The sequence below is a fragment of the Thalassospira sp. UBA4513 genome, from assembly GCF_002388495.1.
Lineage (GTDB): Bacteria > Pseudomonadota > Alphaproteobacteria > Rhodospirillales > Thalassospiraceae > Thalassospira > Thalassospira tepidiphila.
In genome coordinates this window covers 19,823-35,449 of record NZ_DGMR01000007.1, presented here as the reverse complement: position 1 = coordinate 35,449, position 15,627 = coordinate 19,823, and the positions used below count along the sequence as shown (strand labels likewise).

The 15,627-nt window shown below is 55.9% G+C and carries 12 protein-coding genes; 6 read left to right on the top strand and 6 right to left on the bottom strand.

The features are described 5' to 3' along the window. Positions 1-42: 42 nt before the first annotated feature. From glpD to B2T33_RS02500, 3 genes are all read right to left on the bottom strand, one after another. Entirely contained in the window at positions 43-1,587 is a 1,545-nt protein-coding gene (glpD, locus tag B2T33_RS02510) for a glycerol-3-phosphate dehydrogenase (RefSeq protein WP_286791068.1), read from the bottom strand. Between the two features lie 267 nt (positions 1,588-1,854). Further along, the gene (gene asnB / locus B2T33_RS02505; RefSeq protein ID WP_286791067.1) at positions 1,855-3,789 is read right to left on the bottom strand and encodes an asparagine synthase (glutamine-hydrolyzing); all 1,935 of its coding nucleotides are present in this window, start codon (positions 3,787-3,789) and stop codon (positions 1,855-1,857) included. Between the two features lie 93 nt (positions 3,790-3,882). After that, positions 3,883-5,793, bottom strand: a complete 1,911-nt coding sequence (locus B2T33_RS02500) for a sigma-54-dependent Fis family transcriptional regulator (RefSeq protein ID WP_286791066.1) — start codon at positions 5,791-5,793, stop codon at positions 3,883-3,885. A 376-nt stretch (positions 5,794-6,169) separates the two neighbouring features. Here B2T33_RS02500 and adh point away from each other — a divergent pair, with 376 nt between their 5' ends. Further along, positions 6,170-7,690, top strand: coding sequence for an aldehyde dehydrogenase (adh, locus tag B2T33_RS02495; protein ID WP_286791065.1), 1,521 nt, complete (start codon positions 6,170-6,172; stop codon positions 7,688-7,690). A 72-nt stretch (positions 7,691-7,762) separates the two neighbouring features. Next, positions 7,763-8,164, top strand: a complete 402-nt coding sequence (locus B2T33_RS02490; protein WP_286791064.1) for a DUF779 domain-containing protein — start codon at positions 7,763-7,765, stop codon at positions 8,162-8,164. Positions 8,165-8,333: 169 nt separating this feature from the next. Here the strand turns inward: B2T33_RS02490 and B2T33_RS02485 are convergent, their stop codons facing one another. Next, positions 8,334-9,338 (bottom strand): YeiH family protein, encoded by a 1,005-nt coding sequence (locus B2T33_RS02485; RefSeq protein WP_286791063.1) that lies wholly within the window; start codon positions 9,336-9,338, stop codon positions 8,334-8,336. A 109-nt stretch (positions 9,339-9,447) separates the two neighbouring features. Between B2T33_RS02485 and B2T33_RS02480 the strand changes: the two genes are divergently transcribed. The 4 genes from B2T33_RS02480 (at position 9,448) to B2T33_RS02465 (ending at position 13,068) form a co-directional block, all read left to right on the top strand. Beyond that, positions 9,448-10,344: a LysR substrate-binding domain-containing protein gene (locus B2T33_RS02480; RefSeq protein ID WP_339661283.1), complete on the top strand. Its 897-nt coding sequence runs from the start codon at positions 9,448-9,450 to the stop codon at positions 10,342-10,344. 206 nt (positions 10,345-10,550) lie between these two features. Beyond that, the gene (locus tag B2T33_RS02475) at positions 10,551-11,939 is read left to right on the top strand and encodes a cytochrome ubiquinol oxidase subunit I (RefSeq protein WP_286791062.1); all 1,389 of its coding nucleotides are present in this window, start codon (positions 10,551-10,553) and stop codon (positions 11,937-11,939) included. Then, the gene (cydB, locus tag B2T33_RS02470) at positions 11,936-12,934 is read left to right on the top strand and encodes a cytochrome d ubiquinol oxidase subunit II (protein ID WP_286791061.1); all 999 of its coding nucleotides are present in this window, start codon (positions 11,936-11,938) and stop codon (positions 12,932-12,934) included. Before B2T33_RS02475 ends, cydB begins: the two co-directional genes overlap by 4 nt. Further along, positions 12,934-13,068, top strand: coding sequence for a DUF2474 family protein (locus B2T33_RS02465; RefSeq protein ID WP_197147134.1), 135 nt, complete (start codon positions 12,934-12,936; stop codon positions 13,066-13,068). Before cydB ends, B2T33_RS02465 begins: the two co-directional genes overlap by 1 nt. A gap of 108 nt (positions 13,069-13,176) precedes the next feature. Here B2T33_RS02465 and B2T33_RS02460 read toward each other — a convergent pair whose 3' ends face one another. Together B2T33_RS02460 and B2T33_RS02455 are read right to left on the bottom strand one after the other, a co-directional pair. Next, complete coding sequence (locus B2T33_RS02460; RefSeq protein ID WP_197147133.1) at positions 13,177-14,394, bottom strand: PLP-dependent aminotransferase family protein; 1,218 nt, start codon at positions 14,392-14,394, stop codon at positions 13,177-13,179. A 157-nt stretch (positions 14,395-14,551) separates the two neighbouring features. Further along, positions 14,552-15,352, bottom strand: coding sequence for a hypothetical protein (locus B2T33_RS02455; RefSeq protein ID WP_197147132.1), 801 nt, complete (start codon positions 15,350-15,352; stop codon positions 14,552-14,554). Positions 15,353-15,627: the final 275 nt, after the last annotated feature.

Below are 15,627 nucleotides of genomic sequence, written 5' to 3'. Positions count from 1 at the left end.
GAGCCGACGATCAGGCCAGACAGCTCGCAGGCGATCAATGGCTTATTCGGCGGCAACCGATTTATGATCTGGTTTTTCCTGTGCCAGACGTTCGCGCAGGACCGCAACCTGATCACCAGACAACCGCAGACCAAGCTTGGAACGACGCCAGATCAGGTCATCAAGATCACGCACCCATTCGTTTTCGATCAAATAGCGGACTTCGGCCTCGTACAGGTCATGACCGTAACATTTGCCAAGATCACCAACAGTTTTGGCATCGCCAACAATCTGGTCGATCCGCGTGCCATAAGCGCGCAGCAGACGTTTGAGCATCACCGCATCCATCCAGTCATAGCGTGCGGCATAATCGGAAAAGGCCGCCTCATAGGACGCATTGGGGAAATCCCCACCCGGCAGCACGGCATTTGCTGTCCACGGGGTGTCCTTGGTGCCCAGTTCCTTTGAAATGATCTGAAGCGCGTGTTCGGCAAGCTTGCGATAGGTGGTGATTTTGCCACCAAACACATGCAGCGCCGGCGCCTGATCACCGTTGGCTTCCAGTTTAAGGGTGTAGTCACGCGATACCTTGGAGGCGTTTGCTTCCGCGCCTTCACCAGCGTAAAGCGGCCGCACCCCGGAATAGGTCCAGACGACATCATCAGATGCGATCGGCTTTTTGAAATAGCCGCTGGCAAGCTTGCACAGGTAATCGATCTCGCCCTGATCAATCTTGACCTTGGCCGGGTCGCCCTTGAAATCGACATCGGTGGTACCGATCAGGGTGAAGTCATCCTGATAGGGAATGGCAAAGACAATGCGGCCATCGCCGTTTTGGAAGATATAGCAGAAATCATGATCGAACATCTTGGGCACGACAATGTGGCTGCCCTTGACCAGACGGATGTTGGCCTTGGTGTCGGATTTAACCACACCGTTTTCCGGATTGATCAGGTCGGCACACCACGGCCCGGCGGCATTGATCAACATGCGCCCTGATACCGAACGGTTTTCGCCGGTTTCCTGATCGCGCAGCGTCACGCTCCACCCATCACCTGTGCGGCTTGCCCCGACACATTCGGTGCGGGTCAAAATCTCGGCCCCCATGTCCTTGGCATCCATCGCATTGAGCACAACAAGCCGCGCATCATCGACCCAGCAATCGGAATAGACAAAGCCCTTTGTCATTTCATCACGCAGCGGCGCACCCGATACGTGTTTGGCAAATGAAATGCCCTCGGACGCCGGAAGCTTTTTGCGCCCGCCAAGATGATCATAAAGGAACAATCCAAGACGGATCATCCAGGCCGGACGCAGATCATTGCGATGTGGCAGCACAAACCGCAGCGGCCAGATGATATGCGGCGCATTATCCAACAAGACTTCCCGTTCGGTCAGTGCTTCGCGCACCAGACGGAACTCATAATGTTCAAGGTAACGCAACCCACCATGGATCAGCTTTGTACTGGCCGACGAGGTGGCACTGGCCAGATCATCCTTTTCACACAGCAACACGCGAAGACCCCGGCCCGCCGCATCGCGTGCGATCCCGGCACCGTTGATGCCGCCGCCAATAATGATCAGGTCATAGTTTGAAGTGCCAGCCATCGGGGGCCTCTCATCACAGAAGGAAAACTCGTTAAGCTTCAAAATAGTTCATTTTCGAAAATTTTCAAGTTTCGAATTGTGACATTTATTCGACACAGCCATGCGCCGCTTGCACACACATGCTTCAACTATGCCTGATGAACCCGAATCACCCACAGGAAAGAAAACGTTCATTCGTGAACGAAAATGAAAAACCCCGCCTGAGGTTCAGACGAGGTTCAAAGAATGCGCAACACGCAAGATGTAAGACCAAGATGTATGACTAAATCAGGCCAGCCAGCGTTTCTGCCAGTCAGACAGAATGGCAATCGTCCAAAGCTGATGACCCCAATTGCGTTTGCCTGACATATGCTCGGACCGGAGCTTTTCGATCTGGCGACGATCCAGACCGAAGTCGGTATAAAGCGCTTCATTGGCCAGATGGTCACCCATCCATTCATAAAGCGGCCCGCGCAGCCATTGGGCCAGCGGCACGCCAAAGCCGGTTTTCGGCCGGTCAATCATTTCGCGCGGCACATATTTATACAGGATCTGGCGCAGGGCATATTTGCCGACCGATCCATTCATCTTGAGCCGTGCTGGCAAACGCCAGCCAAACTCGATCACGCGGTGATCAATGAACGGCACGCGCACTTCAAGCGAATTGGCCATCGATGCCCGGTCCACCTTGGTCAGAACATCATCGACCATATACATCATCGTATCCATGGCCTGCATGGAGGACACATAATCCAGATGACGGTTGCGACAGAACTTCTCGCCCGGCACGCGGAATTTCTTGCTCGATGCATGCTTGCCGCGCAGCTTGTCCGGTTCAAACAGCGAAATCAGCGCATGATAGCGATCAATATCATCGCGGATCGCCAGAAGCGGTGCGGCCTTATGGATTTTATCGCCAATCGCACTGGTCGATTTTTTGCCCGGCATCAGCCCGACAAGCTTGTCCCAATGATCGGGCGAAAGCATGGTAAGGCCACGCGACACAAGCCCGCAGCCAAATGGAATACTGCCGGCCGCGCGACTGAGCTGCTTGGCCCACAAATAGCGGTTATAACCCCCGAATGTCTCATCGCCGCCATCGCCCGAAAGGGCCACGGTAACGTGTTTGCGGGTCAGGGCCGAGATCAGATAGGTCGGAATGGCGGAGCTGTCAAAGAACGGCTCGTCATAGGTTTCCGAAAGCTTCGGCACCAGATCAAGCGCATCCTTTGGCGTGACATAAAGCTCGGTATGGTCGGTCTTGAGGTGCTTTGCGACTTCACCGGCAAAGGCGGCCTCGTTAAAGGCCTCGTCCTCGAACCCGACGGAGAATGTCTTGACCGGCCGGTCTGAAACGGACTGCATCAGGGCAACGACGGTCGATGAATCAATCCCGCCCGACAGGAACGCGCCCAACGGCACATCGGCCACCATGCGGCGTTGAACCGCATCGCGCAGCAAATCTTCAAGCGCGTCAATCGCACTTTGATCATCGCCGCTCCAGGCATGGGTCTGACCGTTCAGGACCGCATCTTCGACCGACCAATAGGCATTTTCGGTCGCCTGATCATGCGATGAAATTTCAAGGATGTGGCCGGGTTTCAGCATCTTGGCGTGGGCATAGATCGAAAGCCCCGATGGCACATAGCCAAAGCGCAAATAGGCATCAAGGCCGGTCTGGTTGACCTCGCGCGAGATGGCGTCGCCTGCCAGCAGTCCTTTGACCTCGGAGGCGAAACCGATATGGCCGTCATAGCGCGACCAGTAAAGCGGCTTGATGCCCAGACGGTCACGTACAAGGAACAGCTTCTTTTTCTGCCGATCCCAAAGGGCGATGGCAAACATGCCAATCAGGCGCTTGATGGTATCGCGCAGCCCCCAATGGGCTATGCATTCAAGAATGACTTCTGTGTCGGAATGGCCGCGCCACGTGATGTTGGCCGAGGCAAGCTTTTCACGCAGTTCCGGGGCGTTATAGATTTCGCCATTATAGACCATGACATAACGGCCATTGGCGGAATGCATCGGTTGTTTGCCGGCATCGGAAAGATCAATGATGGCAAGGCGGCGCTGCCCAAGAGCAATACCCTCTTGCTCATCAAGCCAGACATCACCGCCATCCGGGCCACGATGATACAGCGCATCATTCATGCGCGACACACGATCGCCCAAGCGCGTTGCATCAGCTTGTTCAGACAGCCATAAACCGGCAATTCCACACATGAAAATATCCTGTAAAGCCCTGCCGTTACTTAAAACAATAACGGTGTGCCCTACAATGAAAACATTCGCAAAAGCCGGGCAATTCGACGATTTTTAACGCCGATTGATCCCAAGCCGGGCCATCCGGCGATAAAGCGTGTTGCGCCCAATGCCCAGCGCCTTGGCGGTGTTGCTGATGTGCCATTGCTGATCATCAAGGACTTGGCGCAGGGCATCGGCCTCTGCCCGTGCGATGGTCTGGCCCGGCGATGGCGGTGCTATATCCTGCGTTGCATGGAAATCATCGGGCAGATGATGGGGTTCAATCACCCCGTCTTCGGCAAAGACAGCGGCATATTGCAAAACATTGATCAGTTCGCGCACATTGCCCGGCCAGCGGTGAGCCGTCAAAAGTGCCAGAACATCATCACTGCATGCGACATACTCATCGGACAACGCCGCCAATAGCCGTTTGATCAGATCAGCCAGATCACTGCGTTCACGTAACGGCGGCACCGCAAGGCGCGCCCCCTTGATGCGATAAAGCAGGTCTTCGCGGAACTTGCCCTCGGCCACCGCCGCGTTTAAATCGACATTACTCGCACAGATCAGACGGAAATCGACCGGCACGGACTTTGTACTGCCAAGCGGCTCGACCGTGCGGCTTTCAAGCACACGCAGCAATCGGCCTTGGGCTGCCAGCGGCATATCACCGATTTCATCGAGAAACAGCGTGCCGCCATTGGCCTCGCGGATACGGCCGCCAAAACCATCGCGTGCCGCCCCGGTAAAGGCACCACCGGCATGGCCAAACAGTTCGTTTTCAATCAGTCCTTCGGGAAGGGCGGCACAGTTGATCGCAACAAACGCCTTTGCTTTGCCAAGGGTGGCATCATGAATATGACGGGCCAGATATTCCTTGCCGCTGCCGGTTTCACCCGACATCAGGACATTGATATCGCGCGCATGAAGCCGCGTGCCGATTTCAAAAATACGCCGAAGGGCGGCGTCCTTGTCCGGGATGTCGGTCGTACGTCGGGCTGGCTGGGATGGCAGGGATGGCGCCTTGCGCGCCACCGGTGTTGAGCGCCCGACATAACGGCGGCGCATGCGTTGCGGGATGGTAACACTGCCAAACAAAACACCACCGCCCGCGATATTAAGCGGGGTTGCCGATGGTCCCTGCCCGTCCGGGCTTGCCAGCTTGGCAATCAGGTTATCGACATCCATCTCGAACATATCGGCGATGTCGGCGGAATTATCACACGCCGCCAGAATGCGCCGCGCGGTCGATGTCGCCCCGCTGATTGTGCCATCTGACGCAATCGAAATCATTGCATCACGGGTTGATCCGACATGGCGGGCATCGGGATGTAGATGAACAATAACATCACCGACGCGTTCATCAAAAAACAGGATACGTTCAAGCGCATCGGCGTAGTCGGCCACCATACCACGCACCCGCAGGCAATCAGGGCGTTTGATATCTTCGCGGACCGCCGATACATCCAGCACCGAGCACACCTTGCCATCGGGATCAAACACCGGGGCAGCCGTGCAGGTCAGAACCGAATGCTGGGCCAGGAAATGTTCATCCTTGTGGATGGTGATCGGGCGACCTTCGACAATACAGGTGCCAATGCCATTGGTACCTTCGCGTTCCTCACTCCAGACCGCACCGGGCAAAAGCCCGTTGGTCCGAAACGATGGCAAAAGCGAATGGGCCGCCACACTGTCAAGGATCACACCGCTATTATCGGTCAGAAACACCGCATAGCCGGATGCATCAATCTTGCGATAGAGGGTACGCACAAGGTCATGGGCGTGGTGATAAAGCCGCCCGTTGCGATCGCGCAATTGCCGGGTCTGGCTTTCGGGCATGACTTCGGGACGGCGCAAGGTGTCATGAGCCAGACCAAAGCGTTGTTCACACCGTTGCCAGCTTTCAAGCACCGCACGATTTTGCGCCCCGCCGCTCAGCTGCAGGGCTGCTTCTATCCGTCCGCCGGGAATGTTTCCTGACATAGACGCTATCTCCCTTGTGTCGGTGTTTTTGCCATTGTTTTGGCCCGGATTTTTCCGGTGCGTGACTTTTGCCACAGCCGATCACAGGCCAAATCGTAACACATTTGACGTCCCCCACGCCAAACAGTTTCGCCCGCCAAATCCGGCAAAACCGCGAGTGTTCCATTTTTGGAACAATTTGTGCCAATCGCCCTGTTCCAGTCATGCCGATGGCACAAAACACCCGGTTCAACGGGAAACGCGCAACCATCTGAAAAACAGGTTCTTTCTGACAAACCGCCATCGAAATCGCCAAGTGGCACGACCTTTGCGGGTAACGGATCGTCATAATCAAAAATGCGGGCGGCAAATCGCCCGTTATCTCGGAGGAACCCAAATGATCTACAAGAATCCAAATGACTCTGGCAGCAAGGTCAGCTTCAAAAGCCGCTATGAAAACTTCATTGGCGGTGAATGGGTGGCCCCTGCCAAGGGTCAGTATTTTGAAAATGTCTCGCCGGTGAATGGCAAGCCGTTCTGCGAAGTCGCACGATCCAGCTCTGCAGACATCGAAAAGGCCCTTGATGCCGCCCATGCCGCCTTCCCGGCCTGGGGCAAGACCTCGGTCACGGAACGGGCCAACATGCTCAACAAGATTGCTGATCGCATGGAAGCCAATCTTGAAATGCTGGCAGTCGCCGAAACCTGGGACAATGGCAAGGCCGTGCGTGAAACCCTGGCAGCCGACATTCCGCTTGCGATTGACCATTTCCGCTATTTTGCTGGTGCCATTCGCGCGCAGGAAGGCTCGCTTGGCGAGATTGACGACAACACGGTTGCCTATCACTTCCACGAGCCGCTTGGCGTGGTCGGTCAGATCATTCCTTGGAACTTCCCGATCCTGATGGCGGTCTGGAAACTGGCCCCGGCCCTTGCCGCGGGGAACTGTGTTGTTCTGAAACCGGCCGAACAAACCCCGGCATCGATCTGTGTTCTTCTGGAACTGATTTCCGATCTGATCCCGGCGGGTGTGGTCAACGTTGTTCAGGGCTTTGGCGTAGAAGCCGGCAAGCCATTGGCACAAAGCAACCGTGTGGCCAAGGTTGCCTTTACGGGTGAAACCACTACCGGCCGCCTGATCATGCAGTACGCATCGGAAAACATCATTCCGGTCACCTTGGAGCTTGGTGGCAAATCGCCGAACATCTTCTTTGAAGACATCATGGCGGCGGATGATGATTTCCGCCAAAAGGCTGCCGAAGGCATGGCGATGTTTGCCCTGAACCAGGGTGAAGTTTGCACCTGCCCGTCGCGCGCGATCATTCAGGAAAGCATCTATGACAAATTCATGGATAGCGTGCTGTCGCGCATTGCCAACATCAAACAGGGCAACCCGCTTGATACCGACACCATGATGGGTGCGCAGGCCTCAACCGAGCAGATGGAAAAAATCATGTCCTATCTGGATATCGGCAAACAGGAAGGTGCCGAAGTCCTGTGTGGCGGTGACAAGGCCGATCTGGGCGGCGATCTTTCCGATGGTTTCTATATCCAGCCGACCATCTTCAAGGGCCATAACCGCATGCGGATTTTCCAGGAGGAAATCTTTGGCCCGGTCGTATCGGCCACCACCTTCAAGGACGATGCCGAGGCGCTGCATATCGCCAATGACACGCTTTATGGCCTTGGTGCCGGTGTCTGGACCCGTGATGCCAACCGTTCATACCGCTTTGGCCGCGAAATCAAGGCCGGTCGCGTGTGGACCAACTGTTATCACCTCTATCCGGCGCATGCGGCCTTTGGCGGTTACAAGCAGTCGGGCATCGGGCGTGAAAACCACAAGATGATGCTCAACCACTATCAGCAGACCAAGAACCTTCTGGTTTCCTACGATCCGAAACCGATGGGCTTCTTCTGATCCGATCCTCTTCACAGCCGGACGCGAGGCCAACCTTGCGTCCGGTTGCCTTTCGCAAAGAAGGAGGTGACATTGAACGGATCAGAAAACGCGCCTGACAGGGTGGTTGCGACAGATGCCGCAATTGAACTGATCAGGAAGCTCAAGGATATCCACGGGCCGGTGATGTTTCACCAGTCGGGCGGCTGTTGCGATGGCAGTGCGCCGATGTGCTTTCCCGACGGGGAGTTCAAAACCGGTGATCAGGATGTGTTGCTGGGCGAGATTGAAGGCAGTCCGTTTTATATCGGGCGCGCACAGTTCGAATATTGGCGTCATACCCAACTGATCATCGATGTGGTCGATGGGCGCGGCGGCATGTTTTCGCTTGAAGGGCCGGAAGGCAAACGCTTTCTGACCCGATCGCGCATCTTTAGCGACGATGAATGGAACGCGCTTAAGGCGCATGAAGAAAAGGCACCGATCACGGATTAGCAAAGCCAACGCTTTTCGATCCTGGATCTACCCGGGCGTTTCGTTTCCGACATCTCCTCCCATGGTGTCCACCCCAGCGAAACGCCATAAGAAGCTGCCAGCTTATCCGGCGCATGTGCGGCTTCTTCCCCCTTGCCCGCTGCTTCCCCATTTGGGCAGCGGGCATTTTTTATGCCAGAACCAAAAGCACCACCCCAGAAAGGGCACAGAGAAACATCAGGGACAACAGGGCCGCCATCACTACCCGCCCGCCAACATGCAGTACATTGCGGATATCAACACTCAATCCCAAAGCGGCCATGGCAAGGATGGTCAGGAAGGACGAAGTCGTCTTGATCGGCGCGCGGGCAATATCGGGGATCAGGTCAAACGAACAGGCCACCATCGTGGCGATAAAGCCGATAATGAACCACGGCACGACCTGCGCAATTGGAAGCTTCGTCTCGCGTGCCCGACCACCAATCACTGCCAGCGCAAAGATCACCGGCCCCAGCATCAGAACCCGGATCAGCTTGACCAGTGTACCAACCTGAACCGCAAGGGTGCCGGCCGGCGCGGTTGCAGCCAGAACCTGTGGCACGGCATAAACCGTAAGCCCTGAAAAGATCCCGTATTGGGTTGCCGATAATCCCAATCCGACATGAATCATCGGCAGGACAAAGACAAACAGCACCCCCAGAACGGCAGTAAAGGAGATCGAAGCCGCCACATCATCTGATTGCGCCTCAATCACTGGTGCGGTCGCCGCAATTGCCGAATTGCCACAGATCGAATTGCCGCACGCCACCAGCATCGACAGATGATTGGAAAGACCAAGCGCGCGACCAATGTGATAGCTGACAAACAGACTGATACAAACGACCGCGATGATTGCCGCGACCAACCCGCCCCCGGCCGATCCGATCGCCTGCGCACTGATCGACGCACCAAGCAGCACAATGGCGATTTCAAGCACCGTCTTGGCGCAAAACCGCACCCCGGCAAAATAGCGCGGCGCCAATCCAAACACGGATCGCACCACAACCCCGATCAGAATGGCAAAAACCAGACTTTCCACCCAGCCACGCCCGAACAACATACGCTCGGCATGTTCGGCCAGCTTGGCGGCAAGTGCGACCAAGATGGTCACGGCAAGCCCGGGCAGGATCGGTTTGAGGTGGGTGTTAAAAAACATGGTTTTCCTGTGTTTTGATCACAGGCAGAAAATCTCATGCCCAACCATTTACTTCCATCGAATAAAAACTCATATTTCATTCGATTAAATTGAACGGTTGAGCATAACCATGATGACACTCGAACAGCTTCAGATCTTTGTCGCGGTTGCCGAACGCGAACATCTGACCCGCGCGGCAGAGGCAATTGGGCTTACGCCATCGGCCGTCAGTTCTGCGATCAAGAACCTTGAAGGCTTTTATGGTGTCGCGCTGTTTAACCGGGTCGGACGGCGGATTGAGCTGACCCAGACCGGACGACTGTTCCTTGATGAAGCCAAATCAACACTGGCCCGTGCGCGGGCAGCCGAACTGACGCTGGCCGAACTGGGCGGCATGCAGCGCGGGGAGCTTAATGTTTATGCCAGTCAGACGATTGCCAGCTACTGGCTGCCGCCGTTCTTGATGAAATTTCATGATCAGTATCCCGGCATCGAAATCCGCCTGACGATTGGCAACACCAAAACCGTATCCGATGCTGTGCGCGGCGGGGCGGCTGATATCGGCTTTATCGAAGGCGATATTGATGAACCTGCCCTGGCCAAACGCGAAGTCGCCGAAGACGCCCTGGTGATTGTTGTGTCGCCCAAACACCCGTGGGCCAATGGCCGGGCGCTGAGCCCGCAGGCGCTTGCCACCCAGACCAACTGGATCCTGCGCGAAGCCGGTTCGGGCACCAGATCGGAATTCGAAACCGCCCTGCGCGATCTTGGCGTTGATCCCGCGCGCCTGCGCACCGCGCTTGTCCTGCCAAGTAACGAGGCCGTCATTACCGCAGTTGAAAACGGCATCGCCGCCACCGCCGTTTCACAATTCGCGGTCAGCTCGCTGATCGCCCAGGGCCGCCTTGCGCGCGCAAACTTCCCGATCCCGCCGCGCAAATTCATGGTGCTCCGCCACAAGGAACGCCAGCAAACGCAAAGTTCTTTGGCACTTGAGAAACTGTGCCTTTCGCCCCTGAATACCTAGATCGCAACAATCGAATTTAAAAATATTCCAAGTGTAAATTGCGCATTCGCAATGCAGCATTTCGGGGGCGGTTCTAATGGTCGGTTTGACAGGGCAACCTGTGCATGCGCCACCCGAAACCGACACATGCATCCGTCAAAGGGCACTTCCGATCGCGGAAGATGCAGAGTTGTCCCGAGGCTTCGCCACCTTAGAGGACCCTGCCAATGCTTGATGCAGAATTATTGGCGCGCATACAGTTTGCCTTCACCGTCTCGTTCCACATTATCTTCCCGTCCTTTACCATCGGACTGGCAAGCTTCCTGTTTGTGCTCGAAGCCCTGTGGCTGCGCACCAGGGACGAGACCTATCTTTCGCTTTACAAATTCTGGATGAAAATCTTTGCCCTGGCCTTTGGCATGGGGGTCGTATCCGGGATTGTGATGTCCTATCAGTTCGGCACGAACTGGGGACCGTTTTCCGAATTTACCGGCGGTGTGATCGGCCCGCTTCTGGCCTATGAGGTGCTGAGCGCCTTCTTCCTTGAGGCCGGGTTCCTTGGCATCATGCTGTTTGGCTTGAACCGTGTCGGACCAAAACTGCACTTTACCGCCACCACCATGGTTGCGATTGGCACGCTTTTCTCGGCCTTCTGGATTTTGTCGGCCAACAGCTGGATGCAAACACCGGACGGTTATGTGATCGAAAATGGCCGGGCGGTTGTTTCAAGCTGGATCGATGCGATTTTCAATCCGAGCTTCCCGTATCGGCTGGTGCATATGGTGCTGGCGGCTTACCTCACCACCGCCCTTGTCGTTGGTGCGGTTGGCGCATGGCATCTGATGCGTGATCGCGAAAACCGGGCGGCTAGGATCATGTTTTCCATGGCGATGTGGATGGCGGCCATCCTTGGCCCGGTCCAGATTTTTGCCGGCGATTTGCATGGGCTCAATACCCTTGAACATCAACCCGCCAAAGTGGCCGCGATGGAAGGGCATTTTGAAACCCGCGAAGGTGCGCCCCTGATCCTGTTTGGCATGCCCGACATGGAAGAGGAAGAAACCAAATATGCGGTCGAAATTCCAAAACTGGGTTCGATGATCCTGACCCATGAATGGGATGGCAAGATCACCGGGCTTAAAGACTTTGCCCCTGAAGATCGCCCGAATGCGGCAATTGTGTTCTGGACCTTCCGGATCATGGTCGGGCTGGGTGTTTTGATGGCACTTCTGGGTGTTGCCAGTGTCATCGCACGCCTGCGCAAGAAGCTTTATAGCTGTGGTTATCTACATCGTTTTGCCCTTTTGATGGGGCCAAGTGGCTTTGTTGCCATTCTGGCCGGCTGGTTTACCACCGAAGTCGGGCGCCAGCCCTGGGTAGTTTATGGCCTGATGCGCACATCCGAGGCCGGGTCGCCCGTCGCCCCGACCGCCATTGCCGGATCACTGATCGCCTTTGTTGTGGTTTATGCCATCGTGTTCGGGGTCGGCACGGCCTATATCCTGCGCGCCATGGTCAAGGACCCGCGTAGCGCCCACATCCCTGAAGAAACCGAAATCTTGCGGGCCGGTGGCCGCCAATCGACCGCCGCACATCCGCCCGTGGCAGGAGAATGATCATGGATTATCAACTGATCTGGGTTCTGCTGATTGCTGTTGCCGTCTTTGCCTATGTCACGCTGGATGGCTTTGACCTTGGCATCGGCATCCTGTTCCCCTTCATCAAAGAGCCGAAAAATCGCGGCCGGATGATGAATACCGTCGCCCCGGTGTGGGATGGCAATGAAACCTGGCTGATCCTGGGCGGGGGTGGGCTTTATGCCGCCTTCCCGCAGGCCTATTCATTGCTGATGACCGCTTTTTACATTCCGGTCTTTACGATGCTGTTGGCGCTTGTGTTTCGCGGGGTTGCGTTTGAATTCCGGTTCAAAAGCAAGAACCACCAGAAACACTGGGACTTTGCCTTTTCGGCCGGTTCGATCATCGCAGCCGCGATGCAGGGTGCGATGCTGGGCGGCTTTATCGAAGGCATTGCCGTTGAAAACGGACATTTTGTTGGCGGGGCGTTTGATTGGCTGAGCCCGTTTTCGGTGTTCTGCGCGACGGCGGTTGTCGTCGGCTATGCCCTGCTTGGCACCGGTTGGCTGATCATGAAGATGGAAGGCGATTTTCAGGGCAACCTGCGAAAGCTCGCCAAACCGGCTGTGATCTGGATGGCGGCCAATCTTGGCGTGGTGTCGCTGATGACGACCTATGTTAACCCGGCCTATGCCCAGCGCTGGTTTGAACTGCCTAACATGCTGTATCTCGCACCGATCCCGATTGTGACGGTCGGATTGCTCTATTGGCTGTGGCATGCGGTCAAGAAGCGTGAAAAGACGGTGTTTGGCATCACGCTTGGCATTTTCTTCCTCAGTTACGTCGGTTTCGGGATCACGCTTTATCCCAATATCGTGCCGCCGATGATCACCTTCCGCGATGCGGCTGCCCCGGAAAACAGCCTTGCCTTCATGCTGGTGGGGGCTGTGGTCCTGCTGCCGATCATTCTGGGCTACACCGCCTATGCCTATTGGGTATTTCGCGGCAAGACCGGGGATGAGGGGTATCACTGATGACCAGCATCAAATCACCTGTCAAATCCCCAAAAGCCCGCAGATGGCTGTGGTTTGTCGGCCTTTATGTCGGCGGGGTTGTCGTGCTTGGCGCAGCATCCTTACTGCTGCGTGCCCTGATGGGTCAGGCGTGATGATCCACTTGACCTAACCGAACCAAACTCCCGTGACCTGCTTCATACCCCCGACAGCAGGTCTCTACCCGGCAGCACTCCCCACCCGCTGCCGGGTTCTTTTTTTGCTTACTGGTTGTCCTTGCGCCGGATCAGCAAAGCCAAACGTTCAATCCCGTCGCGGATACGCTCGCTGCTTTCGGTGGCAAAGCTCAGGCGCGCGGTGTTGATCCCGCTTTGATCACAGAAGAATGCCTGACCGGGGACAAAGGCGACTTTGGCATCCTCCATCGCATCGATCAGAAGTTCGCGGCTGTTGATGTTTTCGGGCAATGTTAACCAGACAAACATGCCGCCTTGCGGGCGCGACCAACTGACACCTTCAGGCATGAAGTCCGCAAGCGCGCCCAGCATCACATCGCGTTTGGCGCGATAGGCATCCTGCAGGGTTTCCAGATGGCTTGGGAACAGTTTCGATGCAGCACGCAGTGCAATTTCCTGATTGATGGTTGATACATGCAGATCCCCCGCCTGCTTCATCAGGACAAGCTGACGGATCACTGGGCGCGGCGCCGTGATCCAGCCAATACGAAGTGCCGGTGCCAGGGTTTTGGAAAAAGTACCAAGCTGAATAACCGTTCCGGCATCCGGATCGCCATGGGTGTCATCAAGTGCCAAAAGCGACGGCAGGCTTTCACCTTCATAGGCAAGCTTGCAATAGGCCGCGTCCTCAAGGATCACCGCCCCGTATTTGCGCGCGGTTTCCAGCACCGCCAAACGGCGATCAAGCGAATAGGATCGCCCGGTCGGGTTCTGGAAATCCGGCGACAGATAGGCAATCCGGGCCCCCTTGGCAAAGGCGGCATCAAGTTCGGCAATCACCGGGCCGGCATCATCCATGGCAATGCCGACATAGCTTGGCCGACGCATGGAAAAGGCCTGCATCGCGCCGAGATAACTTGGCTTTTCCAGAACGATCTCGCGCCCCGGCTCCAGCAACAGGCGGGCGAGCATATCGAGCCCCTGCTGCGCGCCACAGGTGATCAGGATATTATCAATATCCCGCACAGCCCCCGTCGCCGCCAGATCGGCCGCAATCCATTGTCGCAGCCCGGGCAGGCCTTCACTGATGGAATATTGCAGGCTGCGACGCCCGGCCTGCTCATCGCCGGTCAAATCGCCATAAGCATGATTAAAGGTCGCAAGCGGGAAAAGCTTGGGATCGGGCACGCCACCGGCAAATGAAATAATCTCTGGCCGTTCAGCCACTTTCAGCAGGTCACGAATTTCGGACGCCCGCAGGGCACGGGCATCGGGGACGATCATTTCATTCCATTGAACAGACATGGCAGCACTCTTTAGGTCAGCAACATTGCCGTTATTTGGCAAGCAACACTGACCTAAATCAAGTTTATTTTATCGAGCCATCGAAATTTGAAATAAAATTACAATTAACTCTATCACCAAGCTTGTTACAGCCCCATGCGGTTTTGCGCTGTGCCCGCTATTTTACCCGCAGCCAGGCCCGACAAAAGACCACGGAAACCAGCACAACAGCGAAACAGCCGATCAACGCGGAAAATGCCGCACTGACGATCAGAAATGCCGGATCGGCGGGGATGCCAACGGCAACCAGTATCGCCACCACCTGCCCCATGACCGGCAACACCAAGGCTGAGAGAATGGGCAGGGACAGAACCACCGCCAAGAGTCGCACAAACAGATAGAAGAAGCATCGCCGTCCGACGGCCAGAACATCGCCAAACCCTGCCTGCCCCGCCTGAACGATCATCGCACCCCATGCGCCCAACAGCACAAGCAGGGCAAAGACCAGAAGGGCCGTCACAGCCCCCACACCAAGGCGCAACGCCGCCGACACATCAACGCGGCCTGTACTCATCAAAAGAAGGTCGGATACGAACACAAGCTGATAGAGCGTGACCAAAACCGCGACCACCACTACAGCAGCCATCATGGCTCGCGCAAAATACAGCAACCCGGCCAAACCGTTTGATAGCATGGCCGCAAACCCGACTTTGCCCCTCAGAACAGCGATGTGGCTGACATAGGCAACAGGGATCAGCGGAATGGCGTAAATCGCAAACCAGATGACTTGCCAGATGGTGCCCGTCAGGCTGGGCGCTCCGTCATCACCCAACAATGCGGGTCCGGGCATGACAGCGCCAAGCCCGCTGATCAGAACTGTCAGCAGCGCCGAAATGGCAACAATGCCCCGCCCCTGCCACATCAGGGCCATACCATCCTGAATAATCCAGGTCTTGAATGGCTGTGCGTGTCCGTTCATCACCCCCCACATATCGCCGCCGCAATTGCGTGCGATTGATATGGCGATGAATGGGGTATCTGGTCAATGCATCTGGCTTGGAAGGTAAAATTGAGGTCTTCCTCCCCGAACAGAGGCCCTGCGATGCAAATAAACTTGCCCTGCCACGCCTTTCGAATTAAACACCATTAAAGGTGTTGATAATCATTCGACTACAAAATTTTGTGTAAAAATAGAAATCACACTTGCGTTGCGGGGCGTTCCATATTACCCATCAAAGCTAAGTGAAATACTTT

What these genes read in the sequence shown, in the direction of transcription:
- glpD (WP_286791068.1), bottom strand. Translation starts at nt 1,587, where the DNA reads ATGGCTGGCACTTCAAACTATGACCTGATCATTATTGGCGGCGGCATC.
- asnB (WP_286791067.1), bottom strand. Translation starts at nt 3,789, where the DNA reads ATGTGTGGAATTGCCGGTTTATGGCTGTCTGAACAAGCTGATGCAACG.
- B2T33_RS02500 (WP_286791066.1), bottom strand. Translation starts at nt 5,793, where the DNA reads ATGTCAGGAAACATTCCCGGCGGACGGATAGAAGCAGCCCTGCAGCTG.
- adh (WP_286791065.1), top strand. Translation starts at nt 6,170, where the DNA reads ATGATCTACAAGAATCCAAATGACTCTGGCAGCAAGGTCAGCTTCAAA.
- B2T33_RS02485 (WP_286791063.1), bottom strand. Translation starts at nt 9,338, where the DNA reads ATGTTTTTTAACACCCACCTCAAACCGATCCTGCCCGGGCTTGCCGTG.
- B2T33_RS02480 (WP_339661283.1), top strand. Translation starts at nt 9,448, where the DNA reads ATGATGACACTCGAACAGCTTCAGATCTTTGTCGCGGTTGCCGAACGC.
- B2T33_RS02475 (WP_286791062.1), top strand. Translation starts at nt 10,551, where the DNA reads ATGCTTGATGCAGAATTATTGGCGCGCATACAGTTTGCCTTCACCGTC.
- cydB (WP_286791061.1), top strand. Translation starts at nt 11,936, where the DNA reads ATGATCATGGATTATCAACTGATCTGGGTTCTGCTGATTGCTGTTGCC.
- B2T33_RS02465 (WP_197147134.1), top strand. Translation starts at nt 12,934, where the DNA reads ATGACCAGCATCAAATCACCTGTCAAATCCCCAAAAGCCCGCAGATGG.
- B2T33_RS02460 (WP_197147133.1), bottom strand. Translation starts at nt 14,394, where the DNA reads ATGTCTGTTCAATGGAATGAAATGATCGTCCCCGATGCCCGTGCCCTG.
- B2T33_RS02455 (WP_197147132.1), bottom strand. Translation starts at nt 15,352, where the DNA reads ATGAACGGACACGCACAGCCATTCAAGACCTGGATTATTCAGGATGGT.